The following is a 25,372-nucleotide window of genomic DNA, read 5'->3' on the forward strand; positions in this document are numbered from 1 at the left end:
CGAATTCCGAATTTCAGATTGCCAGCATGCGTTCGTAGATGAGCGCTTCTGGCGGTCCCCCCTGTTCTCCGTGCGGAGCGTAGATGGGGCGCGTGCCAGCGGCCGCGAAGCCGCACGACTCGTAGAAGCGCATCGCCTGCAGGTTGCCCGGCATCACCGCAGCCTGCAGGCACAGTGCCGAGGCACGCTGCGCGTCGGCGACGACGTGCTCGAGCAACTGCCGCCCGATGCCGCGGCGTTGCGCGTCGGGCGCCACGTACAGCACGAACAGCTCCCACGTGGCCTCGTGCCCGCTGCTGCGTCCGCTGCCGGCGACGCCGACCACCCTCCGGTCCTCCTGCGCCACGGTGAACCCTGACCACGTCGAGGTCGGCGTCGTCTCGCGGCGCAGGCGCTCGACGCCGTAGAAGTGACCGAGCACGCGCTCGAGGTAGTCGGGCGAGACCAACGGGGCGTAGGCCTGCCGCGCCGCGCGCCCGCACACGTCGGCGATCGCGGCCGCGTCGTCGGTGGTCGCCGGGCGGAGGAAGGCGCTGGAGGTCACCCGACGAGGGTCATGGCCGCGCAGCTCGAAGGCGGCGCCGGGGCGGTGCCCGAGGTGATGGCCTGCAGGAAGGTCTCGGCGACCAGGGCGTATCCCTGGTCGCTCGGGTGGAAGCCGTCAGGGGAGTACGTGCCCGGCTGATAGCTGCGCGGCTCGCACATCAGGTCGACGACGGGCACCCGGCTGCTGAGCGGATTGATTGCCTCGCGCGTCAAGCGCACCGCTATGTCCTGCACGATGCGCCGTTCGGCGACGGGGCGCCCTTCCAGGTACGGCAGCGCCCCGAAGTTCGGCAGGTTCGCGACGACGATGAAAGCGCCCGGTGCCCTGGCGCGGATGCTGTCGATGAGGCGTCCGTAGTCGCGCGCAAAGCCCTGCACCTGCTGGGCGACGAATGACGATGGGTCGGCGCCTCCGCGACCGGCCGCCACGGCCAGCGCCAGGGTGTTCGTGTCGTTGCCGCCCGCGAAGATCGTCACCAGCGTGGTCGTGGGTGGGACGAACGGCGCCAGCTGCGTGAGGAAGTTGCCGGGGATGTTGCGCCCGAGTTCGTCGCCGATGGCCTCGATGTCCGGACCGAGGACACCGCCGGGGAGCGCCAGGTTCAGCAGCGCGACCGTCCGTGTCTCGGCCAGCCGACGCTGGATCAGGCCGACGTAGGCGGTGCTCTCGCGGCAACTGGTGGCCAGCGGCAGGCACGGCACGCTGGCGCCGACGCCCGCCGCGTCGCTGGCGCCAATCGCGGTGTACACGACCGGCGCGTTCTGGGCCGGCGGCGACGGAGAGGTCGGCGTGGTCGACGAGCCGCCACCGCTGGAACAGGCGGCCAGGAGCGCCAGCGACGCGGTGAGCGCCGCCGCGCAGGCGCCACCACCCCGGCTGCTATCATGCGCGCTGCACGCGCGCCGCGTTCCTCGCATGCCCATGAACCCGTCCCGTCTCCGTCCACGGCACGTGCTGCGTGCCCTCGTCGTCGCCGGTGCCCTGGCCTGTCCGGCCGTGGCCGTTCCCGCGTTGGCCCAGGCGCAAGCCGTGGCGCAGGGCGTTCGCGTGACGTCGCCGAAGGAACAGTTCGGCTTCGCCATCGGCGACGACTACCAGCTCGCGACATACGAGCAGTTGTCGGCCTACTGGTCGCGGCTCGACGCCGAGTCCGATCGGATGTCGCTGGTGGACATCGGCCGGACCGCCGAAGGCCGCACGCAGTGGATGGCCATCATCACCTCCCCGGAGAACCATCGCAAGCTCGGGCGGTTGAAGGAGATCGCGCGGCGGCTGGCGCTGGCCGAGGACGTGGCCACCGATGCGGAGGCGCGCGCGCTCGCGGCCGAGGGCAAGGCCGTGGTGTGGATCGACGGCGGGCTGCACGCCAACGAGACGCTCGGCGCCCAGCAGTTGATCGAGACGGTGTACCAGCTCGTGAGCGGCGATGACGCCGAGACGCGGCGGATCCTCGACGACGTGGTGGTGCTGGCCGTGCACGCCAATCCCGACGGGCACGACCTCGTCGCCAACTGGTACCTCCGCGAACGCGACCCGCTGAAGCGATCGCTCGACGACCTTCCGCGGCTCTACCAGAAGTACGCCGGGCACGACAACAACCGCGACTCCTACATGAGCGCGTTGGCCGAGACGGCCAACATGAATCGCGTCCTGTACCGCGAGTGGTTCCCGCAGATCGTCTACAACCACCACCAGACCGGACCGATCGGCACGGTGATGTTCGCCCCGCCGTTCCGCGATCCCTTCAACTACGTGTACGACCCGCTGGTGCCGACCAGCCTCGACCTCGTCGGTGCGGCGATGCACACGCGCTTTGCCGCCGAAGGCAAGCCCGGCGTGACGATGCGGCGCGGGTCCAACTACTCGACCTGGTGGAACGGCGGCCTGCGCACCACCGTGTACTTCCACAACATGATCGGGCTGCTCACCGAGACGATCGGCAACCCGACGCCCATCGAGATCCCGTTCCGGCCGGAGAAGACCCTGCCGGGCGGCGACCTGCCGTTCCCGATCGACCCGCAGCCCTGGCACATGCGCCAGAGCGTCGAGTACTCGCTCACGGCCAACCGCGCCGTGCTCGACCTCGCCTCGCGCTACCGCGAGCAGTTCCTGTTCAACATCTGGCGCATGGGCCGCAACGCCATCGAGCGCGGGCAGCGCGACACCTGGACGATGTATCCGCGACGCGTGCAGAAGGTGCAGCAGGCCGCAGGCGGGGCGCTTGCCGGGCGACGGACGGGCGGCGCGCCACGGGCGTTGTTCGACTCGGTGCTGCGCGACCCGGCGCTGCGTGACCCGCGCGGCTACGTGCTGCCTGCCGACCAGCCCGACTTCCCGACGGCGATCGCCTTCGCCAACGCCCTCATCCGTGCCGGCGTGACCGTGCATCGCGCTGCCGCGCCCTTCACGGTGGGCGGCACGACGTACCCGGCCGGCTCACTCGTGGTGAAGACCGCGCAGGCCTTCCGGCCTCACGTGCTCGACATGTTCGAGCCACAGGATCATCCGGACGACTTCCAGTACCCGGGCGGACCGCCGATCCCGCCATACGACAGCGCGGGCTGGACGCTCGCGTTCCAGATGGGGGTCCGCGCCGATCGGATCCTCGACGGGTTCGACGGGCCGTTCGAGAAGGTCGCCGACCAGTTGCCGATCCCGGCCGGGCAGGTCACCGGCGCGGCGACGTCGGCAGCCTACGTGTTCCCCCACGCGAGCAACCAGGCGTTCCGGGCGATCAACAGGCTGCTCGAGCAGGGCGAGGCGATCGACTGGCTGCCCGACGGGCGCTTCCGCGTCGCCGCCACGCCGCTCACCCGGGCGCGCCTCGAGGAGGTGGCGCGTGCGACGGGCGTTTCCTTCGAGGGCACCTCGCGCGAAGCGATCGCGGGCAGTCGCCCGGTGACGCCGGTCCGCCTGGCGCTCTGGGACCGCTACGGCGGCTCGATGCCGTCAGGGTGGCTGCGCCTCGTGCTCGAGCAGTTCGAGTTCCCTTACGAGGTGGTGTACACGCCGCAGATCGATGCCGGCCTGCTGGCGGGGCGTTACGACGTGCTCGTGCTCCCCGACGGGGCGATCCCCGAGGGGAACGGGGGCGTGCCGCGGATGCCCCGGCCGGAGTCGGTGCCCGAGGAGTACCGAGCGCGCATCGGCGCGTATTCCGGCGCGTCGACGTTGCCGCGGCTGAGGGCGTTTCTCGAAGGTGGTGGTGCGGTGCTGGCGATCGGCGGGTCGACCTCGCTGGCCGCCCACCTCGGTGTCCCGGTCGGCAACAAGCTGGTGGACGCCAGGGGCGCGCCGTTGCCCGAGGAGGCCTACTACGTCCCCGGGTCCATCCTGCGCGTGAAGGTGGACGCCACGCACCCCATCGCGCACGGGCTGTCGAGTGAGGTCGACGTCTACTTCGACAACAGTCCGGTGTTCACCCTGCCACCCGACGCGTCGGCCGCAGGCCTCAGGCCCATCGCCTGGTTCGACTCGGCCACGCCGTTGCGCAGTGGCTGGGCGTGGGGCCAGGACCGGCTCCAGGGCGGCGTCGCGGTCGCCGAGGCGCGGGTGGGGAAGGGCTCGCTCGTGCTGTTCGGGCCGGAGATCACGTTCCGCGCGCAGCCGCACGGGACGTTCAAGTTCCTGTTCAACGGCATCATCCGCGGCGCCAGCCGCTGACCGCCGGAACCGGGGGCGCCTGGGCCGCGTACCGTCCGGTCATGCGGCTCCTCCTGTCGATCACTGCCGGCGCCGTGGCGCTGGCAACGGTCACGCTCCCGGCGCAGTCCCCCGAGGCGTGGACCTCGCTCGTCGAGGCCGAGCGCGCCTTCGCGGCCCATTCGGTGCGGACGACGATGCGCGAGGCCTTCCTTGCGCACCTGTCGGAACGCGCGGTCCTGTTCAGCCCGGGGCCGGTCAACGGGCACGCCTTGTACGCCAACGCCCCGGCACGGCCAGGGCAGTTGAGCTGGGCACCCGAGGTCGTCGACATCGCCGCGTCGGGCGACTTCGGCTACTCGACCGGGCCGCATCAGTTCCGGCGCGCCGCCGATGGCCCCGTGATGCGCCAGGGCTACTTCTGCAGCGTGTGGGGACGCGACGGACAGCAGGCCTGGAAGGTGCTGGTCGACCTGGGCATCTCGCAGCCGCAGCCGCTGTCGCTCGACGTCACCCCGCGGCGACCCGCGGCAGCTCCCGCCGTGTCGGCGGGCAGCGCGGCGCAGGCACGCGCCTCGCTCGAGGCAGCGGAGAAGCGACTGACGGCGGCGCTGGCCGTCGACCAGGTGCAGGCCTATCGCGCCGCGCTGGCCCCGCACGCGCGCGTCTATCGCGACGGCAACCCGCCGGCCGAAGGCGTGGAGGCGGCCGTGGCCCTGCTGTCCCGACGAGGCGCCGTCACGAGTGCGGCGCCCGAGGCCTTCGAGATCGCCTCGTCCGGGGACCTGGCCTATGCGCACGGGCGGCTGGCGCTTGCCGGCGCCCGCGCCGACGCGCCGCCCGTCCACTACGTGCGAGTGTGGCGGCACCAGGCGGAGGGCTGGCGGGTGGTCCTCGACGTGGACACCTGGACCGCCCCGTAGTTCGAGACTGCCTACATCTTGTGGAGGGGCGGGCGCGGGAGCGCGGGCATCGGCTCGGCCGGGCGTCGCTCGCCCTGTTCGCGCCAGCGGTGCTTGTCCTGGTACATCCGCGCATCGGCGGCGGCCAGCAGCGCCTCCGACGAGTCGCCGTCACGCGGGAACACCGCGGCGCCGATGCTCACGCTCATCGTGAACGAGCGCCCATCCGGCAGCCGCATCTGGTGCCGGGTGATCTGCTGCTGCAGGTGGCGCAGCCGATCCTCGGCCTCCTCGCGGCCGCACTCGGGCATCATGATCACGAACTCGTCGCCGCCATAGCGCGCGCACACGTCGTAGGGCCGCACCGACTGCCGGAGCACCGAGGCGAGTTCGCGCAGCGCCAGGTCGCCGACGGGGTGGCCTTCGGAGTCGTTGACGACCTTGAAGTCGTCGACGTCGATCAGCAGCAGCGCGAGCCGCGAGGCCTGCCGCGCGGCTCGGGCGAGCTCCTGCGTCAGGTGCATCCACAGGAAGCGCGTGTTGGGCAGGCCCGTGAGCGGGTCGGTGAGCGCCTCTTCCTGCGCGCGCGCCAACTGCAGGGCGTGGCTCACGACCGGACCGGCCTGTCGGGCCACCATCTCGAGCAGGCGGCACTCGTCCTGCGTGTAGCAGCCGGGCGTCACGTGATAGATCGCCAGCGCGCCCACCAGCTCGTTCTGCTCGCCGTACAGGGGACACACGATGGACGACCGCAAGCGCGTGGCGGCGGCGGCGCGGGCGTCCATGCAGGCCTGCGGGTCGCCGTTGGCCACCGCCCGCTGTTCCCGGAGCGACTGGCCGAACATGCCGGCGTCGGTGGCCACCTGCACGGTCGCCAGCATCTCGGCCTCGATGCCCTCGGTGAATGCCGCCTTGAACAGCCGCGCCTCGGGGTCGTGCAGGTAGAGCGCCGCGCTCGAATACGGAATCACGCGCCGGAGCTTCTGGGCGAGCAACTGCGCCGTGCCCTCCACGCCGAGCCCGGCGCTGATTGCCTGGGAGATCTCGAACAGCGCGACGTCCTCGCGCCGTGCCGAGACGATCGATCCCAGCGACGCGTCGGTCGTGACCACGGCGGGACCAGCACCTGCGTCGATGGTCGGCAGCAGCGTGATGAACCGCTCGACGATGGCCGGGTCGAGCGACTTGCCTTCCTCTTCGCGCAGCACGGCGACGGCGGCTTCCCGGGTGAGGCGATCGCGGTACGGCCGCTCGCTCACCAGGGCGTCGTAGCAGTCGACCACGGCGAGCACGCGTGCCCCGACGGGAATGGCTTCCTTGGCCAGGCCTTCGGGGTACCCCTTGCCGTCCCAGCGCTCGTGGTGGGACCGCACGAACCCGGCGACGTTTGGCGGCAGGGGCACGCCGCTGATCAGGTCGGCGCTGACCTGCGGGTGGATGCGGATCTTGTGGAACTCCTCGACCGACAGCGGCCCCGGCTTGGCCAGGATGTGATCCGGGACGGCGAGCTGCCCGATGTCGAGCAGCAGGGCCGCCGTGCGGACGGCCTCGATGTCGGAAGCCGGCAGGCCGACGGCCTGGGCGAGCTGGGTGGCCCAGGTCCGGCGGCGGGTCAACCGGGTGCCCGACGGGTCGTGCTTGGCGTCGATGGCGCCCGCGAGGGCCTCGACCAGCGACGCATGGACGTACCCCACCGCTGGCGCTCGCCCGGCATTCCGGTCGACGCGCAGGCCGAGGACCGCCACCACCGCGATGCCTATCCCTGCGCCGACCACCAGCGCACCGGCGACAGCCTGTCCGGCGGCGAGCAGCAGCGTGCCGACGACGGCACAGGTCGCGGCCAGGGCCAGCAACCGGGAAGGAGGCGAGGTCACGGACACTACCGCCACAGTATCCCCCGGCGCGCGACTTCGCGGCAACGGCCTGCCTTGACGCGTGCTCCGGCGGGATGTCAGTCTGAGGGGATGGGAGTGGCGTTGGCGACCCGCCTGCGGGCGCTGTGGCTCGTGTGCCTGCTGGTGTTCGCCCCAGCGGGACCTGCGGGCCTGATCCTTTCCGGTCATCCGACCGGTGAGGACACGCACCTCTCCGCCGTGGCGCACGATGCCACCGACCACGGCATCTCCGCGGGGGCCCTCGCCGAGGCTGCCCCCGATCGACACTGCCTCTATTGCCAGACGGCGTCGTCGCACCGGTTCGGCCGGGTCGACGCCGCCACGCACCCGCAGGCGCCTTCCAGCACGCCCATCGTGTGGGTGGAGTTGCAGGAGGGGGCGCCCCGCTCCGACTCCCGCGCCGCGCTTCCCGCGCGCGCCCCGCCCGCCCGCGCCTGATCGGCCGTCCGGCCGACCGGTTTCCGTCCCCCATTTGTCGACAGTGAACGAGGCGCGGGTCCGCAGCGGGACCGCGCCGACGGCATGCGCATGCACTGCCGTCATGACGCGCGCCCATCGCCGCGTCGCCACGCTGCGTGTGGAGCCTGGTTCAATGGTGCGTATCGGTATGTTCCCTTCGGCGGACCTCCGCCGTGTCCTCCGGCGGTGTGCGGCCGCTTGCGTCCTGGTGGCGCTGGCCGCCGTCCCGTCTCTCGCCCAGCCCGCTGGGGAAGCCCAGGTCCGCGGCCGCGTCGTCGCCGGCGAGACCAAGACCGCCCTTCCGGGCGTGACCATCACCGTCGAGGAACGCGGCACGATGGCCGTGACCGACGACGCCGGTGCCTTCGCCATCGCGATCCCGGCGACGGGCGTCGTGCACGTGCGGGCCAGCGCGCCGGGCTTCCTTCCGAGCCGTCGGGAGGTGTCGGCCAGCGCCGCCACCGGCCCGATCGAGATCGTCCTGCAGGACGACCTGCACTACGCCGAGGCGGTCACCGTCGGCCCGGCGCCGCGTGATCCGTTCGAGTCGTACCAGCCGACCTCGGTCCTGTCGGGCCAGGAACTCGACCTGAAGACCGAGGCCTCGCTCGGCGGCCTGCTGCGCAACGAGCCGGGCGTGGCGGAGCGGTCGCTCGGCCCCGGGCCGTCGCGCCCGATCATCCGCGGGCAGGATGGCGACCGCGTGCTGATCATGCAGAACAGCCAGCGGACGGGCGACCTCTCGAGCCAGTCCGGTGACCACGGCGTGACGATCAACCCGGCGGCGGCGACGCAGGTCGAGGTCGTGCGCGGCCCTGCCACGCTCCTGTACGGGGCCAACGCCATCGGCGGCCTGGTCAACGTCATCGACAACCAGATTCCGAAGCAGCCGGTGACCCGGCCGATGGGCAACACGCAGGTCGACCTGGCCACCAACGCCGGGCAGGCGAGCGTGGCCGGAGACCTGACCCTGGGCAACGGACGGTGGGCGCTCAACCTCGGGGCCTCGACCCGTCGGTCCGGCGAGTACGACACGCCTGAGGGGCCGGTGGACAATTCGCAGTCGCGGGGTTCGTTCGGCAGCGTGGGCGTCGCCAGGACAACGGCCGACAGCTACCTCGGCGCAGGCGTGCAACTCGACGACACGCGGTATGGCGTGCCCGTCGTGCACGGGGGCGAGATCGAACTGACCCCGCGTCGGCAGGTGTACAACACGCGCGGCGAGTTCCGGAACCTGCAGGGCCCCTTCAGCTCGGTGCGCGGGTCGGTGGCCTACCACCGCTATCGGCACGACGAGATCGAGGGTGACGCCATCGGCACGGCCTTCCACAACGACCTGCTCGATCTGGACCTGCGGGCGACGCACGCGCCGATCGGGCGGATGACGGGGACGGTCGGCGTGTCGGGATACGCGCGCGCCTTCGAGGCCATCGGCGAGGAGGCGCTCTCGCCGCGCGTCGAACAGACGGTGTTCTCGGCCTTCTCGTACCAGGAAGTCGCGTGGTCGCACCTGACGCTGCAGTTCGGCGGCCGCTACGACCACACCGGCTACTCTCCCGAGGGCGGCCTGCGCCCCCGGACGTTCGACAACGTCTCGTTCTCGGTCGGCTCGCTCTTCCGGCCCTCGGAGCAATCGACGCTCGCGGTGAGCTTCGCGCGAGCGGCCCGCAACCCGGCGCTCGAGGAGCTGTACTTCTTCGGCGAGCATGCCGGCAACATCGCCTTCGAGATCGGCAACCAGGACCTCGAGTCCGAGGTCGCCTACGGCCTCGACGTGTCCTATCGCGTGCGCTTGCCGAGGGTGTCGGCCGAGGTGACGTACTTCAACAACACCATCGACAACTACATCTTCCGCAACGAGATCTCCGAGGAGGAATTCGAGGAGCGCTTCCCGGAGGCCGGGCACGGCGAGGACCACGAGCACGAGGGCGAGGTCGAGGAGTACCCGTACGTGGAGTTCATCGGCCGCGACGCGCGCCTGCAGGGCATCGAGGCGCACGCCGACATCGACGTCGCGGCAGGCTTCCACCTCGAGGCCGGCATCGACACGGTCCACGGCTCGCAGCGCGACAGCGGTGACCCGCTGCCGCGCATCCCTCCGGTGCGCTTCACCGGGGGCGTGCGCTACCACCGGAACGCGCTGCAGGCCGGTGCCCAGGTGGTGAGCGCGGCCAGCCAGGAGCGCGTCTACGGCGTGGAGACGCCGACCGACGGCTACACGACGCTGCGCCTGTTCGGCGCGTACTCGCTGCAGGCCGGCCGCGTGGTGCACACGATCTCCGGCCGCTTCGACAACGTCACCAACGAGCTGTACCGCAATCACCTCAGCCTGGTGAAGGACATCGTGCCGGAGATGGGCCGCAACGCGCGCATCACCTGGAGCATCAAGTTCTAGGCGCCCCTCCGGCTGCTGACGCGGCCTCGGGCGCCAACGTTCTCACGCGAGCGTCATCGCGACGCTCGCGTGAGCGCTGACGCGTGTCGGGGCGGTCCCGGCGAGTCCTTACAGCGTGCTGTTCCAGAGCGGTTCCGGCACGCCGCGCTGGTGGTTCTCGTAGCGCGCCATGACGAACAACGCGTCCGAGAGCCTGTTCAGGTAAGGAATCACGAACGCGCCGACCTGCTCGGCGTGCGCCAGCGCGATCGCCTCCCGTTCGGCGCGGCGGCACACCGTACGGGCGACGTGGAGGTGCGCGGCGCCTGGCGCGCCGCCGGGCAGGATGAAGTTCTCGATCGGCCCGACCACCTCGTTCAGCTCGTCCATCAGGCGCTCGAGGGCCTCGACGTGCCGGGCCTCGATCTGCGGGATCCGGTAGGTGGCCTTGTCTTCCTCCAGGAAACACAGGTCGGACCCGAGGTGGAACAGCTCGTTCTGCACCACCGGCAGCGTCTCGGCCAGCCGCGGCACCAGGCCGTGCGCCAACGCAACGCCGATCGCGGAGTTCAGCTCGTCGACCGTCCCGTAGGTCGCGACGCGCAGCGCGTCCTTCGGGACGCGTTGCCCACCCCCGAGCCCGGTCGTCCCATCGTCTCCCTTGCGTGTGTAGATGCGGGTCAGGCGAGGCATCTCACCATCATAAGCGGGCACCGGGCACCGGGCACCGGGCACCGGGCACCGGGCACCGGGCAGCGGGCACCGGGCACCCGGGCACCGGGCATCGGGTTCGCAGGGCAGGGGAGGCGGCCGCTCCACGGGTGGCCTGTCGCACGACGCCTGTAGCTCCGCCGGTTTGAGGCATCCTTGAGCCCGTGATCGTCGGTCGTCTTGCCCCCACGCCCTCCGGACGGCTGCATCTGGGCAACGTGTGCGCGTTCGCGGCGGCGTGGCTGTCGGCGCGGGCCGACGGCGGCCGGCTGTTGCTGCGCATCGAGGACGTCGACGTGACGCGCGCGCGGCCGGAGGTGGAGCAGTCGCTGCGCGACGACCTGGCGTGGTTGGGGCTCACGGCCGACGAGGAAGTGGCGCGGCAGTCGTCGCGCGACTACGCGCCGGCGCTCGCGCGGCTGGCGCCGCGCCTGTATCGGTGCCAGTGCACGCGCGCCATGCGCGAGCAGCCGTTGCCCGCCGGCGCCGGGTGCCAGGGCCACTGCGTGGATCGCGGCCACACTGACGGGGCGATCCGGTTCAGGCTCGACGCGGGTCCGATGACGTTCGTCGACCGTCGCTGGGGTCCGCAGCGCACCGACCCGCGCACGTTCGGCGACCCGATCCTCGTCCGCCGCGACGGCCTGGTGTCGTACAACCTGGCCGTCGTGGCCGACGACGTCGCCGACGGCGTCACCGATGTGGTGCGGGGCAGCGACCTGCTCGAGTACACGGCGGTGCAGATCCAGCTCTGGCAGGCGCTTGGCGCGCCGCCGCCACGGTGGCTCCACGCGCCGCTCGTCCTCGGCGCCGACGGGAAGAAGCTGTCCAAGTCGCACGGCTCGGCGCACGTCGGCGCGATGCGCGACGCCGGGGCGACGCCGGCCGACGTGTGGCGCGTGGTGCTGCCGTGGCTCGGCATCCCCGGGGCCTCGTCGCTGGCCGAGGCGCTGCCGCGGTGGGATCCCGCCGCCGGCCCGCGCGGCCCCATCACGCTGCCCCGCTGAACGCGGAAGGAACAGGCGCGGCCGGCTGTTCGCGCCGCTACCCGAGCACGGCGCGGACCACCGGACGCAGCGCATCCGCCATGCGCCGGTACACCGCCGGCGAGGGGTGCAGCCCGTCCGGTGACTCGCGCAGGCGGTCCGGTGCGTCGGGGTGCGCCGTTGCCGCGCGCGTGTCGCAGAACGCCATGTGCGGGGTGCGCACGGCGAGGTCGGCGATCCAGGCGTTCACGGCGTGCATGCACGCGATGTGCGCCGGCGTGGCCGAGTCGAACGGGATGATGCTGCAGGCGACGACGGGGATGCGGGCGTCCAGGGCGCGCGCGTACATCGCCTCGAGGCGCGTCGCGATGGCCGAGGCCTCGTCGCCGTCGTACACGTCGTTGACGCCGGCGAGCAGGATCAGCAGGTCGGGTGCATGCGCGAACACGTCGCGCTCCATGCGGGCGGCGATGTGCTCGGTGCGCTCGCGGTTGACGCCGCGATTGAGGACGCGCCACGTCGGCTCGGCCTGCATCAGCCACCACGCGTACTGGCTCGTGGCGTCCCCCGCGCCGTCAGGCGGTGCCTCGACCGGCGACAGGAAGCCAGGCGTCCCCGCCGTCGTCGAGTCGCCCAGCGCCACGATCGTCCGCGCCGGGCCGTGGGCGGCGGCCCGGCCGTCGTCCATCACCGTGCGGCGGGGGCGACCGGCTGGCCGCGCTTGGTGACGTGGTCCACGCCCTCGATCGTCCTGATGGAGGGCGCCTCGGCCTTCATCGAGGCAGCGACGGCCTCTGCGGCGCGCATCACGCGCAGGATGTTCCGGCTGGTGATCTTCGTCAGGTCGTCCTCGGTGTAGCCGCGACGCGCGAGTTCCGCCAGCAGGGCCGGGTAGGTGCCGACGTGCTCGAGGCCCTGGACGACCGACGTGATGCCGTCGAAGTCGCCGCCGAGGCCGATGTTGTCGATGCCGGCCACCTTGCGCACGTGGTCGATGTGGTCGGCGACCTGTGCAATCGTGGCGCGTGGCTCGGGGTTGGCCGCCTTCCAGGCGTCCACGGCCGCCTTGAGACCGGCTGCGTCGGCGCCGAACTGCGCCTGCAACCGCGTGGTCTCGGCGGTGAGCCGCCGGTTGTACGCGGCCACCTCTGGCGACACGAAGCCAGGCACGAACGTCGCCATCACGATCCCGCCGGTGCGGGCGACCTCACGCAGGATGTCGTCGGGGACGTTGCGCGGCACGTCGCACACGGCGCGCGCGTTCGAGTGCGAGAAGATCACCGGCGCCTTCGACACGCGGATGGCGTCGGCCATGGTGTCGGCCGACGTGTGACTGAGGTCCACGAGCATCCCCAGCCGGTTCATCTCCCGCACCACCTCCTCGCCGAAGGCCGACAGGCCGTTGGACCTCGGGGTGTCGGTGGTGGAGTCGGCCCACGGCACGTTCTTGCTGTGAGTGAGTGTCATGTAGCCGGCGCCCACCCGATGGAGCGCCCGCAGCGTCGCGAGCGAGCTGTCGATCGAGTGGCCGCCCTCCACGCCCATCAGCGAGGCCACCTTGCCGGCCTTCATCGCCCGCTCCGCCTCGTCGGCGGTGCGCACGAGTGCGAAGACCGACGGGTACCGCCGCACCATCTGGTGCACGGCATCCATCTGCTCGAGCGTCGCGCTGACGGCGGCGTCGCCCTGCAGGTCCACCGGCACGTACACCGACCAGAACTGGCCGCCGACATGGCCGGCGCGGAGGCGCGGCACGTCGGTCATCAACTGCGGCTGCGGCTTCGACACGTCGATCCGGTCGAAGTCGTAGTCGGCGCGTACCCGCATCTCCCACGGCAGGTCGTTGTGGCCGTCGAAGACCGGCGCCCTGGCGAGCGCCCGCTCGACCACCGCGGGGGCCTGCGCCTGGGCACTGATCGTGGCCAGGCCGACGCACAGCGCCACGCTCACCACGTGTAGCCGCCGGGCTTGCCCGGCGGTCAGCCTTCCCATCATTCCTGCGCGCATGCGTGCCCTCGATCCCTAGACGTGACGGATCTCGGCGAGCTGCTTGCGGAGCTCGCCGCGGAAGTCGGGATGCGCGATGCTGATCAGCATCTCCCCGCGTTCCCTGATGGAGGCGCCGTGCAGGTTGACCGCTCCGTACTCGGTGACGATCCAGTGCACGTGGCCGCGGGTGGTGACCACGCCGGCCCCGGGCTTGAGCGATGGCACGATGCGCGACAGCGTCCCCTTCGCCGCAGTGGACGGCAGCGCGATGATCGGCTTGCCGCCGGGCGACAGGGCCGCGCCGCGGATGAAGTCCATCTGCCCGCCGATGCCGGAGAAGATGCGGTAACCGATCGAATCGGCGCACACCTGGCCGGTCAGGTCGATCTCGAGCGCCGAGTTGATGGCGACGACCCGCGGGTTGCGCCGGATCTGCGCCGTGTCGTTCGTACGGTCGCAGGGGTGGAACTCGACCTGCGGGTTGTCGTCCACGAAATCGAACAGGCGTCGCGTGCCGTTGACGAACGACGTGACCGTGCGGTTGGGGTGCACCACCTTGTGCCGGTTGGTGATCACGCCGTTCAGCTGCAGGTCGATCAGCCCGTCCGAGAACATCTCGGTGTGCACGCCGAGCTCCAGCTTGTTGCCAAGGCGCCGCAGCACCGCGTCGGGAATCCCACCGATGCCCATCTGCAGCGTGGAGCCGTCCTCGACGAGCTCCGCGATCAGCTCGCCGATGGCGGCCTCGATCTCGGTCTCCGGCGCCGGCTCGTGCTCGTGGAGCGGCCGGTCGTTGGCCACGAAGGCGTCGAGGCGCTTCACCGGCACCACCACGTTGCCGCGCGTCCGCGGCATCCGGCTGTTCACCTCCGCGATCACCAGCGTCGCGGTGTCGGCCGCGGCACGGGCCGCGTCGACCGACGTGCCCAGGGTGCAGAACCCGTGGCGATCCGGCGGCGACAGTGTCAGCAGCGCGGCATCGAGCCTGACCTGCCCGGAGAGGAAGAGTCCGGGGATGTCCGACAGGAAGATCGGCACGAAGTCGGCGCGCCCCTCGTTGATCGGGCCACGCAGCGGGGCGCCGGTGAACAGCGACACCGAGCGGAACTGGCCCTCCTTGTCGGGCTCGGCAAACGGCGCCGGGCCAGCGGTGTGGAGGTGGTAGATGGTGACGCCTTCGAGATCGGTGCGACGCGCGAGCGCCTCGAGCAGGGTGGTCGGCGTGGCCGCCGCACCGTGCACGAAGATCTTCATGCCGCTGCGGATGCCGGCGACCGCCTCGTCGGCCGATACCGCGCGGGAGGTCCAGTCGGAATTCATGGTGGGTATTGTGGATCGGGGATCGGGATCGCGGATCGAGGATCGGGGATCGGGCAGGGTGGCACGCAGGGCTGCGCACGGAACGGCCGACGCCCGGACCCGCCCCGGGAACAGGTACCATCGCCGGATGCGACTTGCGACCCTCCTCGCATCGGGATTGGTGCTCGGCCTGCCCCTGACGACGGCCGCCCAGGACGTCAGCTTGCCCGCCCAACTCCGACAGCGGGTGGCAGCGGAGGCGGCCGCGATGGCGCCGGCCCTCGTGGCGACCCGGCGCGACATCCACGCGCATCCCGAACTCGGGTTCCGCGAGACCCGCACCGCGAAGCTCGTCGCCGACCGGCTCCGGTCCCTGAAGTTCGACTCCGTGCGCGAGGGCGTCGGCGTCACCGGCGTCGTCGCCGTGCTGAAGGGCGGCAAGCCCGGGAAGGTCGTGGCGGTGCGGTCCGACATGGACGCGCTGCCCATCCCCGAGCTGATCGACGTGCCCTACAAGTCCACCGTGCCCGGCGTGAAGCACGCGTGCGGCCACGACGGGCACGTGTCCATCGCCCTCGGCGTCGCCGAGATCTTCAGCCGCATGCGGGCCGACATCCCCGGCACCGTGGTGTTCCTCTTCCAGCCGGCCGAGGAGGGCGATCCGGACGGCGGCCTCACGGGCGCCCAACGCGTGCTCGACGACAGCGGACTCGCGACCCCGGCGCCGTCGGCGATCTTCGGGCTGCACGTGATGCCCACCTTGCAGGCCGGCACCATCGGCGTGAACCTCGGCCCGGCGATGGCGAGCAGCAACAGGTTCACCATCACGATCACGGGCAAGAAGACGCATGCCGCGTACCCGCACACCGGCGTCGATCCGATCCCCGTGGCGGCGCAGGTGGTGTCGGCGCTGCAGACCATCCCGAGCCGCATGAACAACGCGGCCGAGCCCATCGTGCTGTCGGTGGGCACCATCCAGGGCGGCAACCGCTACAACATCATCGCCGACAGCGTCACCCTCACCGGCACGCTGCGCACCCTCGCCAAGGACGGTCCCGAGCGCGTGCGCGGGCTGATGGAGCGGATGCTGAAGGGCCTCACCGAAGCCTCGGGCACGACCTACACGCTCGACTGGCCCGTCGGCAATCCCGTCACCTTCAACGAGGAGTCGCTGGCCGCGGCCAGCGTGCCGGTGCTCGCCGAGGCCGTGGGGGACAGGGCGCGCATCCTCGCGCCGCCGCCCCAGATGGGCGCCGAGGACTTCGCGCTCTACCAGCAGCGCATGCCGGGGCTGTTCTTCTTCCTCGGCGTCGGCAACACCGAGAAGAAGATCACCGCGATGATCCACACCGAATACTTCGACATGGACGAGACCGCCATGCCAATCGGCGTCCGCGCGCTCGCCGGGGTGACGCTCGATTACCTGTTCAGGAAGTAGCGGTAGGGCGGGTCTCCGACCGCGCCGTTGGTCGACAGCGGCCGCGTGGGACACACGGCCCTACCCTTCAGTCGATAGCCGTCGCCTGGGGCGACGGTCAGTGATGCCTCGCTGAGCGTCGGGCAAGCCCGACGCCTACGGCTGAACGGCCCCGACGCCTGCACCTGAACGGGCGGCGACGCCTGCCCGTGAAGCGGCCCTTACGGCCGCTGCGGCGGCTTGTTCGCGGCGCAGTGGCTGCAGGCAGGACCCGCCGCGTGCGGCCCGCCCGCGGCGCCGGCCTGACCGGCCGGCGGGCGCGGCTCGAACACGCCGAGCACGCGTCGCAGGACCACCCCCAGCGCCCCCAGCGCCACGAGCGACACCGTGGCGTGCTGCATCAGGTCGCCGGCGCTCGCGCCGCCGAACATCACGCGATCCCCCCGGCCCGGAGCGCCTGGTAGACGATCAGCGAGGTGACGTACGCCAGCGTCGACATGTACGCGAACTGCAGGACCGCATACCGCCCCGACCCTGTCTCGCGACGGGTCACGGTGAGCGTCGGCAGGCACTGCATGGCGAGCACGAAGAACACCAGCGCGCTCGCCGAGGTCGCCGTCGTGAACAGCGGCGTGCCGTCGTCGCGCGCCGCGCCGCGGATCCGCTCGATCACGCCGGCATCCACGTCGGCCTCGCCCGACCCACCGACCAGCACCGACATCGTCGACACGAACACCTCGCGCGCGAGGAAGCTCGTGAGGATCCCGACGGTCAGTTGGGCGTCGAAGCCGAGCGGCGCGAACACGGGCTGCGCCAGCCGACCCATCCGGCCGGCGATCGAGCCCCGCTGCTGGGCGCGGGCCTCGAGCTGGGTGGCCTCTTCGACCAGCGCCTGCTGCCGGGTCGCATCCGTCGTGCGCTCGGCCTGCGCCCGCAAGGCAGTCGCGCGTTCCGGCGCGGGCGTGTGTGGGTAGGCGCTGAGCCACCACATGAGGATGCAGATGGCCATGATCACCGTGCCGGCCGTCTGCAGGAACGACAGCCCCTGATCCTTGGCCGTGATCACGGCGTTGGCCAGCGACGGCCACTTGTAGGTCGGCAGTTCCAGCACCATCGGCCGAGCCTTGCCGCGCAGCCACGTGCGGCCGAACACCATGGCCGTGCCCAGGGCTGCGAGCGCCCCCAGCAGGTAACACGCCGTGAATGCCGCGGCCGCGTACAGGGGATGACGTGGGAACAACAGGCTCGTGAGCAGCACGTACACCGGAAGGCGAGCCGAGCAGCTCATGAGGGGCGCGACGAGGATCGTGGCCAGGCGATCGCGGCGATCCGGGATCAGGCGGGTGGACATGATCCCGGGCAGCGCGCACGCCGACGAGGTCAGCAGCGGCACGAACGCGTGGCCGGGCAGCCCGAACCGGCGCAGCACGCGGTCCATCACGAAGGCGGCCCGCGCCAGGTAGCCGGTGTCCTCCAGCAGGCTGATCAGGAAGAACAGCAGGCAGATCTGCGGCAGGAAGACCACCGTGCCCGCCACGCCGCCGATGATGCCCTGCGACACGAGATCACGCACGGGACCGTCGGGCAGCAGGCCGGAGGCGAAGTCGCCGAGACGCGCGAACGTCGCCTCGATCAGGTCCATCGGGATGGTGGCGAGCGCGAAGAGCGTGTAGAACAGGCCGCCCATCACGACCACGAACACCACGAGTCCGAACACGGGATGCGTGAAGACCCTGTCGAGCCCTTCCGTGAAGGCGTCCCGCGCGTGTGGCGACGAGGGCCGGCCCGCGCTGTAGGACATCACGTCGTCGGCCCACAGCGTCAGGGCCTCGATCGTGGCCCCTCCGGCCGGCACGCCCGCCTCGGCCGGATGATAGGCGTGTGGCTGCGCAAGCGCGCGCGCCAGCTCCGTGCGGACCTCGTCGACGCCGTCGCCGCGCCGGGCAATCATCGGGATCACCGGACAGCCGAGTCGCTCCGAGAGCTTGCGGGCGTCGATCGTCAGGCCCCGGCCCTGCGCGAGGTCGATCATGTTCAGGGCGACCACGACCGGCAGGCGGTAGGCGAGGAGCTCGCCGACGAGCACGAGGTTGCGCGTCAGGTTGCACGCGTCGATCACGACCAGGACGGCGTCGGGCTGGCGGTAGAGCCCCGAGCCGCTGAGCACGTCGCGGGCGATGCGCGTCTCCGGCATGTCGAGCGCGAGCTCGTACAGGCCGGGCAGGTCGATGATGTCGGCCAGCCACTCGCCGGGCAGGGCGGCGCGGCCGACCCGCGACGTGGTGGTGGTGCCGGGGAAGTTGGAGGTCTTGGCCCGTGCCCCGCACAGGCGGTTGAACAGCGTGGTCTTGCCGGTGTTGGGATTGCCGACGAGTGCGATCCGGGCCGGTTCACGCGCGACGACGCGACGCGGGCTTGCCGTTTCCGGCGCGTCGACCGCCATCTCAGCCCTCGTGCGACTCGGGGACCACCATGATGCCGTTGGCCACGGCCTGCGACAGGCCGATGCGCGTGGAGCGCACCTGGACGATGCAGGGCTCGCCAGCCTTGCAGAGGGTCAACTGGCACTCGCGGGTCAGGCCGAGCGCGCGGAGGAGGTCGCACGACGCCGGGTCGAGTTCGGCGGTCGCCTTGAAGCGGGCGATCGCACCATCACGCAGCGAACTCAGCGGGATGGGAGACCCTGCGGGTTGCGCCACGCCCGAAGGCGCGGGGGAGACGGCGTGCTTGGCCATTGGGAGGCGTCCGAGCGTGGCCCATCGGAAGATGGCGACCTGCCCGGTCCGATTTCTGCGTCGATCCTAGCACGGAACTGAGACTGTTTCTCAAGTCGCACGATGTGGTGTCACCACCGGCGGGTCGGGCGCATCCAACTCACAGGCGCCCGGCCGGCTCCTGACTCATACCAACGGCGCGGTTGGAGACCGCGCCCTCCCCCGGTGCCTCCTTTCCGCTACCGCCCATGGCCAAGACACTCGAAGTCAGCCTCACCTGGAACCACGACCAGGTGTTCGACACACATCTCGCGACCGGCTCCGGCCCCGTGCTCGATGGCGATGGCGCCGAGGGGGCATCGCCGACGCAGGCCGTCGCGCTCGCCCTCGGCGCCTGCATGGGCATCGACGTCGTGAGCATCCTCAAGAAGGGACGGCACGACCTGCGGGCACTCCGCGTGAAGGTCACAGGTACGCGGGCCGACGGGCCGCCGTCCTACTTCACCGGCTGGATCCTGCATTACGAGATCACCGGCCCGGTACCCGATGCGGCCATCGAGCGCGCCATCGCGCTGTCGAGGGACACCTACTGCTCGGTGTGGCACAGCCTGCGGCGGGACGCGCCGCTCGAGGTCACGTACACTCGCGTGGATGGCTGAACCGGCCCCGCCAGGGACCCCGCGGCCGTCACGGCACCGAGCCGGCTACATCGACTGGCTCCGCGGCCTGGCGGTCGTCATCATGATCCTCGCGCACGTGGTCGACGCCTGGACGGTGGTCGGCCCGACGCGTCAGTCGCGCCCGTATTTCTGGTTTCTCGTGCTCGCGGGCATGGGCGCGCCCCTCTTCCTCTGGCTGGCCGGCCTCGCCGTGCCGCTCGCGGCGCATGCACGGGTCAGGCGCGGCGCCTCGGTGGCCGAGGCGAGCTGGATGCTGCAGAAGCGCGGGTGGGCGATCTTCGGGCTCGCCCTGCTGTTCCGCCTGCAGGCCTGGCTGTTCAGCGCCGGCGCGACGCTGTACGGCATCCTCAAGGTCGACATCCTCAACGTGATGGGCCTGTCGCTGGTCGCGGCCGGGTGGCTGTGGGGCCGCGCGTCGACTCGGCGAGGTCGGGTGTCGCTGGCCACGGCCGCGACCCTGGCGGTGCTGGTGCTCACGCCGCTGCTGCGCGTCTGGACCTGGCCTGCCCTCATCCCCGACCCCATCGAGGCCTACCTCCGGCCGCCGCCGGCCCGCAGCACCTTCACGCTGTTCCCGTGGGCGGCCTTCGCCCTGGCGGGCCTGGCGCTCGGCGAGTGGCTCGCCACCACGACCGCCGAGGCGCGCGACAGGTTCCACGGCTGGTGCGTCGCGGGCGGGCTCGTGGTGGCGGTGATCGCCTACCAGCTCTCGTTCCGCCCGACGCTGTTGCCCGGCTCGAACTTCTGGACGACATCACCGGCGTTCTTCGCGATCCGGCTCGGCGCGATGACCGCCGTGTTCGGCATGCTGTACTTCGGGCTCGCACCAGGGGGTGTCTGGGCGCGGCTGACGCCGCCGCGCCACTGGAGCCCGATGGAGCTGCTGGGGCGCACCTCGCTGTTCATCTACTGGGTGCACGTCGAGCTGGTCTACGGCGTGCCGTCGATCCGCCTCCACAAGGCCCTGTCGTTCAACGGCGCGCTCGTCGCCTTCGCGCTCTTCACGCTCCTCATGCTGGTGCTGGCCATGGCCAAGTCCCGCTACTGGGACAAGGACGCGCCTTGGATAACGCTTGACGCTTGACGCTTTTAACGACTAACGACTAACGACTAACGCCTGACGCCTGACGGCGAGGAACCCCATGCGAGTTGCCATCTCCCTGTTCTCCTCCCTGCTCGTCGCCGCCACCGCGTCGGCGCAGCCGACGCTCGACATCTATCACGTGGACGTGGAGGGCGGCGCGGCGACGCTCATCGTGTCGCCGGGGCGCGAGTCGGTGCTCGTCGACGCGGGGTGGCCGGGCAACGGTGGGCGCGACGTCGCGCGCATCCGTGCCGCGATGCAGGCCGCCGGGATCTCGCGGATCGACCACATGATCACCACGCACTACCACACCGATCACGTCGGCGGCGTCCCGGCCCTGAAGGCCGCCGTGCCGATCGGGCAGTTCCATGACCACGGCCCCATGAGCCCGCCGTACGCGCAGGACTACGCGAGCAACTACGAGGCGTACGTCGCCGTGGTCAGCGACCGCCACACGCTGAAGCCGGGAGACACGCTGTCGCTGAAGGGCGCCGCTGGTGGGCCGCCCGTGGTGCTGTCGTTCGTCGCCGGGCACGGCGTGGTCCACACCAGGGCCGGCGCGCCTGCCAACGCCGCGTGCGCCACTGTCGCGCCCAAGCCGGAGGACCCGTCGGACAACGCTCGCAGCCTGGGCTTCACGCTCGCCTACGGGGCGTTCGACTTCTTCGACGCCGGCGACCTGACCTGGAACGTCGAGGCAAAGCTCGTGTGTCCGGCCAACACGCTCCCGAAGGTCGACGTCTACCAGGTCACGCACCACGGGCTCGACCAGAGCAACCACCCGCTGGTGCTGCAGGCGCTCGCCCCGACCGTGGCGGTGATGAACAACGGCGCGAAGAAGGGCGGCTCGCCGACGACGGTGCAGGCCCTCAAGGCGCTGCCGTCGCTGCAGGCGCTCTTTCAGTTGCACCGCAACGTGGCGACGGGGCCCGGCGACAACACGACGCCGGAACTCATCGCCAATCTCGACGAGGCCCCCGACGCCGGACACATGGTGAGCATCCACGTCCGCGCCGATGGCCGGTACGAGGTGGTGAACCACCGCACCGGCGACAAGCGGGCGTACGCGTCGAACAGGTAGGGCCCGGTCCCGGGCCGCGTTGCTGCGCCTCCCCCTACGGGCGCGACGCGTGTGCCTCGACGAACCACATGTACTTGTCGATCTCGTGGGCGATTTCCGTGAACAGGTCGGCGGTCACGGCGTCCTCGAGCTCCGTCGCGTCCTCGATCGCCTGTCGGAGCGCGGTCCCGAACCTGGCCAGCGCCGATGAGACGCAGTCCACGTGCGCGTGCCAGTCCTGTGCCTCTGCCGGGTAGGGCGGCAGTGTCGTGCGTTCCACGACGGCCTGCGCCGTGCCGACCGCGATGCCGCCGAGCATGACGGCGCGCTCCGCGATCTCGTCCTTGAACTTCGCGGCAGCCTCCGCCACCTGGTCGAACAGCTCGTGCAGGCCGATGAAATTGGGCCCCTTGACGTTCCAGTGGGCCTGCTTGGCCTGCAGCTCGAGGTCGATGACGTCGGCCAGCCGCGCGTTCAGCAACGCAATCGCCTGCGTGCGTGTCTCGACGTCGAGGCCGTGCTTGGTGGCGGTGAGCGGCACCTCTGCAGTGGTTCGGGTGGTCATGTTCGATTAGACGCGCCACCGCCACGGCATGGCAACCACGACCATGGGATCCACCACTGGCCGCCTGGTCACTGCGCGGCCGTGACCGTCGATGCCTCCTTGGCCTTCTTCGCGGGGACGTCGTTCCAGAACAGGACCGCCGCATTGAAGAGCATCCCGAACTCGCCGTGGTTCTGCCAGCGGTAGCAGGGATTGGTGGCAAAAGCGACGACCCGTCCCTGCCCCATCGGCGTGTCCACGAGGGCCGGACGGCGACGGATCTCCGCCGACCCGCGCATGAGCCCGCTCAGCACGCCTTCGTCGCCACCGGTGAATCGCATCAGGACCTGCTCGGCCACGTCCTCGGTCGGTACCTGCAACAGCGGTCCATTGGCGTACCGCACGGGCAGACGGGTCTTCGCGTAGCCGAAGAAGATCGGGTGCTCCGGTCGCAGCACCTCCACCTCGACGATCGGGCCGGGGGCATAGAAGGCGGCGGTGGGCCGCGTGGCCGTGACGGTGCGTTGGAGCCCGAACTCGGCCGGCATGTACGACGACGCGCCGAGGGTGACGAGGACGCCGCCGTCCTCGACGAACTTCTGCAGTTGGACGACACCCTCGAGGCCCATCCCGCCCGTGATGTCGTCGGACTCACCGTACTGGCCCAGCGTCGGGAACTGCGGATCCTTCCGGTAGGCCAGGGGACCGCCCTTGCGCTCCACGTCGTACACGAGTGACTTGCCCGTCGTCGCCTGGTTGGGCACAAGGATCACGTCGTACGCCTGGCGGAGCGAGCCCTGGCGGACGCGCTCCTTGTAGATCAGGTCGTAAGGGATCCCGAACGTGTCGAAGGCGTGCCGCACCCAGCCGACCTCCTGCGTCCGGCCCCAGGTCGAGAACATCGCCAGCCGTGGCAGGTCGACGGCCACGGTCGCGACGTCCGGCATCGTGGCCAGGCCGGTTGCGGCGAGTCCGAGCGACGTGACGGCGTCGGTCAATGCGGCGCCGGCCGAGGCAGGCACGATGAACGACCCCGCCGGGTACCTCACGTCGCCGACGCTGAAGCCGGCCGACGTGGCGCGCACGTCCACGGTGCGGCCGAGCGCCAGGCGCAGGCGCACCATGTCGTTCGACCCGTGGTGCGGCACCACCCATGCTGCCGGCGCCGCCGGGCCCGACACCGTGCCCTTGCGGGCCAGATCGGTCACGGGTGAGGCCGGTGCCTCGAGGACGGCCTTGTCGGCAATCGGCTTGACGTCCACCTGCAACATCAACCCCATCGTCCAGCCGGTGTCGTCGTAGGTGCGCAGCGAGGGGTCGGGAAAGGTCTGCTTCTCGAGCAGCGTCTTGACGAGCCGTCCATAGGGCTGGTCGCGACGGATCACGTACGAACCCGCCGGGTAGACCGTGTCGGCCACCTTCACGTCAGCCGTCGCCCGCGAGATCTCGATGCCCTGACGCATCAGCAGGAACAGCAGGGTGTCGACGCGCGTCTGGTCGGGCTGGCCTGCCGGCACGATGTAGGCGTACGGCGCCTCCGTCCTGCCGGCCTCGAGGCTGTTGCGGCTCTTCCTGTAGAAGTTCTCGACCAGCACCTCGGGGAAGGCCGATGCGTACTGCAGCGCCGACAGCACGGCGGTCTGCATGTAGTTGGTGTTGTTGCGCATCGACCACGTGACCTCCTTGTACGGTGGCAACGGCCGGTACCACTCCCGACTGGTCTGCCCGGCGCCGCCGTCCGGTGGCGCCACCCGCCGCTTCATCGTCGTCGCGCCGCCGTTGCCGAACGTCTCGTACATGCGGACCAGGCCGTTGTGGTTCGACGACATGAAGGCGAGATAGCCGGGCGACCACATGTCGACGAACCCGTGCGTCCACACGCCGGGCATGCCGTACCTGGTGAGCTGCATCATCTCGAAGTTGGCAAACATCGGCAGCTCGCCGTACACGATCGGGTCGAGGTTCGGGTTCTGCGGCGCCTGGCCCGAGAAGGTGTAGAGGAAGGGCACCGACTCGTGCAGGTCGTGCATCACCGGCGGGTGCGTCTTCAGGTACCACTCGAGGTGGGCGCGCAACGTGACCTGCGAGTAATTGATGTCGCGGTTGTTGTCGTGGAAGATGTACTTCCCCCAGTAGGGAGGCCCGGTGATGCGGTCCTTCTCCTCGGTGATGTCCACCATGTACTTGCGGTACCAGTCGACGTAGCGATCGCGCCCGTCGGGATCGCTGGCCGGCGTGAAGCTGACGATGATGCGGTCGCGGATCTGCCGGATCAGCGGGGTGTCCTCCGCGACCAGCCGGTAGGCGAGTTCCATCAGCATCTCCGGCGGCCCCGTCTCCGCGCTGTGCAGGCCGGCCATCAGGTGATAGATGGGCGGCGTGCTCGCGACCAGCCGGCGCGCCTCGTCCTCCGACAGGCCGCGAGGATCGGCGAGCCGGCCCAGGCTCGCGATGTGCGTGTCGAGCTGCTTCATGGTCGACTCGCTCGCGACGTAGACGACGTTGACCTCGCGGCCTTCATCGGTCCTGCCGATGGTCGTCACGCGGATGCGCGGCGACGCCTTCTCGAGCGCGCGGTAGTACGCGAGCGCGTCGGCGGTCTTGGTGAGCCGCTTCGGCGTGCCGACGTGATAGCCGAGCACGTCCTTCGGCGTGGGGATGCCCTTCACCAGCGGCAGGTGGTCGACCAGGGGGCTCAGGAACTCCGGCCCGGTCGTCCACTCGCGGACGCGCGCCGCGAAGTCGGGATCGGTGGCTGCCGAGGCCGACGAGGTGCGCGTGCGCGTCGCGTCACGCGCGGCCGGTTGCGCATGCGGCACCGCGCCGAGGGGCAGTGCCAGGAGCAGGACGAGGACCCATCGAGGAAGGCGCGCGGACATGCCGCGGATTATGGCCGCAGCCCGGCACCGAGGGAAATGCCGCCCACCAGATTCGTGATCGACACGTCCCTTTTCGTGATCGCCGAGTCGCGCCGCGCCCGTGCCGCCCCGACCACCGCGCGAGATCCCGACGTATCACGCCATTTGCTGGTGTGGCATGCCGGTTGCTCTTGTTCCAGGCGTCGGCGGC

21 protein-coding genes are annotated in these 25,372 nt (G+C 70.9%); 9 read left to right on the forward strand and 12 right to left on the reverse strand.

Translation table 11 applies throughout. From position 1 onward, the window contains the following. Positions 1–13: 13 nt before the first annotated feature. Positions 14–544 (reverse strand): GNAT family N-acetyltransferase, encoded by a 531-nt coding sequence (locus TBR22_RS03760; protein WP_239491619.1) that lies wholly within the window; start codon positions 542–544, stop codon positions 14–16. Beyond that, entirely contained in the window at positions 541–1,296 is a 756-nt protein-coding gene (locus TBR22_RS03765; protein WP_239491620.1) for an SGNH/GDSL hydrolase family protein, read from the reverse strand. Before TBR22_RS03765 ends, TBR22_RS03760 begins: the two co-directional genes overlap by 4 nt. On the opposite strand from TBR22_RS03765, the gene TBR22_RS03770 reads away from it, so the two are divergent. Continuing rightward, positions 1,226–4,210: a M14 metallopeptidase family protein gene (locus TBR22_RS03770; RefSeq protein WP_239491621.1), complete on the forward strand. Its 2,985-nt coding sequence runs from the start codon at positions 1,226–1,228 to the stop codon at positions 4,208–4,210. The two genes, TBR22_RS03765 and TBR22_RS03770, sit on opposite strands and share 71 nt — an antisense overlap. A gap of 41 nt (positions 4,211–4,251) precedes the next feature. Further along, positions 4,252–5,112, forward strand: a complete 861-nt coding sequence (locus TBR22_RS03775) for a nuclear transport factor 2 family protein (protein ID WP_239491622.1) — start codon at positions 4,252–4,254, stop codon at positions 5,110–5,112. Between the two features lie 11 nt (positions 5,113–5,123). Here the strand turns inward: TBR22_RS03775 and TBR22_RS03780 are convergent, their stop codons facing one another. After that, complete coding sequence (locus tag TBR22_RS03780) at positions 5,124–6,965, reverse strand: diguanylate cyclase (RefSeq protein WP_239491623.1); 1,842 nt, start codon at positions 6,963–6,965, stop codon at positions 5,124–5,126. 102 nt (positions 6,966–7,067) lie between these two features. Here TBR22_RS03780 and TBR22_RS03785 point away from each other — a divergent pair, with 102 nt between their 5' ends. Both TBR22_RS03785 and TBR22_RS03790 read left to right on the forward strand, forming a co-directional pair. After that, on the forward strand, positions 7,068–7,424 hold the full coding sequence (locus TBR22_RS03785) for a DUF2946 family protein (protein ID WP_239491624.1): 357 nt from the start codon (positions 7,068–7,070) through the stop codon (positions 7,422–7,424). Between the two features lie 229 nt (positions 7,425–7,653). Further along, the gene (locus TBR22_RS03790) at positions 7,654–9,840 is read left to right on the forward strand and encodes a TonB-dependent receptor domain-containing protein (protein ID WP_239491625.1); all 2,187 of its coding nucleotides are present in this window, start codon (positions 7,654–7,656) and stop codon (positions 9,838–9,840) included. Positions 9,841–9,948: 108 nt separating this feature from the next. Here TBR22_RS03790 and TBR22_RS03795 read toward each other — a convergent pair whose 3' ends face one another. Further along, a complete protein-coding gene (locus tag TBR22_RS03795) occupies positions 9,949–10,512 on the reverse strand; it encodes a cob(I)yrinic acid a,c-diamide adenosyltransferase (RefSeq protein ID WP_239491626.1) in 564 nt (187 codons plus the stop codon). Between the two features lie 182 nt (positions 10,513–10,694). Between TBR22_RS03795 and TBR22_RS03800 the strand changes: the two genes are divergently transcribed. Continuing rightward, positions 10,695–11,537, forward strand: coding sequence for a glutamate--tRNA ligase family protein (locus TBR22_RS03800; RefSeq protein ID WP_239491627.1), 843 nt, complete (start codon positions 10,695–10,697; stop codon positions 11,535–11,537). 37 nt (positions 11,538–11,574) lie between these two features. Here TBR22_RS03800 and TBR22_RS03805 read toward each other — a convergent pair whose 3' ends face one another. The 3 genes from TBR22_RS03805 to TBR22_RS03815 all read right to left on the reverse strand — a co-directional run bounded on the left by TBR22_RS03805 (position 11,575) and on the right by TBR22_RS03815 (position 14,825). Next, positions 11,575–12,204: an SGNH/GDSL hydrolase family protein gene (locus TBR22_RS03805; RefSeq protein WP_239491628.1), complete on the reverse strand. Its 630-nt coding sequence runs from the start codon at positions 12,202–12,204 to the stop codon at positions 11,575–11,577. Beyond that, positions 12,204–13,469, reverse strand: coding sequence for a dipeptidase (locus TBR22_RS03810; protein ID WP_370651480.1), 1,266 nt, complete (start codon positions 13,467–13,469; stop codon positions 12,204–12,206). The genes TBR22_RS03805 and TBR22_RS03810 overlap by 1 nt, the downstream gene beginning before the upstream one ends. A gap of 69 nt (positions 13,470–13,538) precedes the next feature. Further along, entirely contained in the window at positions 13,539–14,825 is a 1,287-nt protein-coding gene (locus TBR22_RS03815; protein WP_239491630.1) for an acetyl-CoA hydrolase/transferase family protein, read from the reverse strand. Positions 14,826–14,952: 127 nt separating this feature from the next. On the opposite strand from TBR22_RS03815, the gene TBR22_RS03820 reads away from it, so the two are divergent. Then, positions 14,953–16,242, forward strand: coding sequence for a M20 family metallopeptidase (locus tag TBR22_RS03820; protein WP_239491631.1), 1,290 nt, complete (start codon positions 14,953–14,955; stop codon positions 16,240–16,242). A 200-nt stretch (positions 16,243–16,442) separates the two neighbouring features. Here TBR22_RS03820 and TBR22_RS03825 read toward each other — a convergent pair whose 3' ends face one another. Genes TBR22_RS03825 through TBR22_RS03835 form a run of 3 tightly spaced genes read right to left on the reverse strand, consistent with a single transcriptional unit; the run spans position 16,443 to position 18,956 of the window. Continuing rightward, positions 16,443–16,652 carry a hypothetical protein gene (locus tag TBR22_RS03825; protein ID WP_239491632.1) on the reverse strand — a complete coding sequence of 70 codons (210 nt, stop codon included), beginning with the start codon at positions 16,650–16,652 and terminating at the stop codon, positions 16,443–16,445. After that, positions 16,652–18,664 (reverse strand): ferrous iron transporter B, encoded by a 2,013-nt coding sequence (locus TBR22_RS03830; protein ID WP_239491633.1) that lies wholly within the window; start codon positions 18,662–18,664, stop codon positions 16,652–16,654. The genes TBR22_RS03825 and TBR22_RS03830 overlap by 1 nt, the downstream gene beginning before the upstream one ends. Before the next feature lies 1 nt (position 18,665). After that, a complete protein-coding gene (locus tag TBR22_RS03835) occupies positions 18,666–18,956 on the reverse strand; it encodes a FeoA family protein (protein WP_239491634.1) in 291 nt (96 codons plus the stop codon). A gap of 227 nt (positions 18,957–19,183) precedes the next feature. Between TBR22_RS03835 and TBR22_RS03840 the strand changes: the two genes are divergently transcribed. From TBR22_RS03840 to TBR22_RS03850, 3 genes are read left to right on the forward strand one after another with little or no spacing between them, the layout of a single operon-like run. Further along, the gene (locus tag TBR22_RS03840; RefSeq protein WP_239491635.1) at positions 19,184–19,594 is read left to right on the forward strand and encodes an OsmC family protein; all 411 of its coding nucleotides are present in this window, start codon (positions 19,184–19,186) and stop codon (positions 19,592–19,594) included. After that, on the forward strand, positions 19,587–20,699 hold the full coding sequence (locus TBR22_RS03845) for a heparan-alpha-glucosaminide N-acetyltransferase domain-containing protein (protein WP_239491636.1): 1,113 nt from the start codon (positions 19,587–19,589) through the stop codon (positions 20,697–20,699). Before TBR22_RS03840 ends, TBR22_RS03845 begins: the two co-directional genes overlap by 8 nt. Positions 20,700–20,757: 58 nt before the next feature. Further along, the gene (locus TBR22_RS03850; protein WP_239491637.1) at positions 20,758–21,780 is read left to right on the forward strand and encodes a ComEC/Rec2 family competence protein; all 1,023 of its coding nucleotides are present in this window, start codon (positions 20,758–20,760) and stop codon (positions 21,778–21,780) included. A 34-nt stretch (positions 21,781–21,814) separates the two neighbouring features. Here the strand turns inward: TBR22_RS03850 and dps are convergent, their stop codons facing one another. Together dps and TBR22_RS03860 are read right to left on the reverse strand one after the other, a co-directional pair. After that, positions 21,815–22,324 (reverse strand): DNA starvation/stationary phase protection protein Dps, encoded by a 510-nt coding sequence (gene dps / locus TBR22_RS03855; protein ID WP_239491638.1) that lies wholly within the window; start codon positions 22,322–22,324, stop codon positions 21,815–21,817. 68 nt (positions 22,325–22,392) lie between these two features. Next, positions 22,393–25,182 carry a M14 family zinc carboxypeptidase gene (locus TBR22_RS03860; RefSeq protein ID WP_239491639.1) on the reverse strand — a complete coding sequence of 930 codons (2,790 nt, stop codon included), beginning with the start codon at positions 25,180–25,182 and terminating at the stop codon, positions 22,393–22,395. Between the last annotated feature and the right edge of the window lie 190 nt (positions 25,183–25,372).

Origin of the sequence: Luteitalea sp. TBR-22 (genome assembly GCF_016865485.1) — a bacterium.
Taxonomy (GTDB): Bacteria; Acidobacteriota; Vicinamibacteria; order Vicinamibacterales; family Vicinamibacteraceae; genus Luteitalea.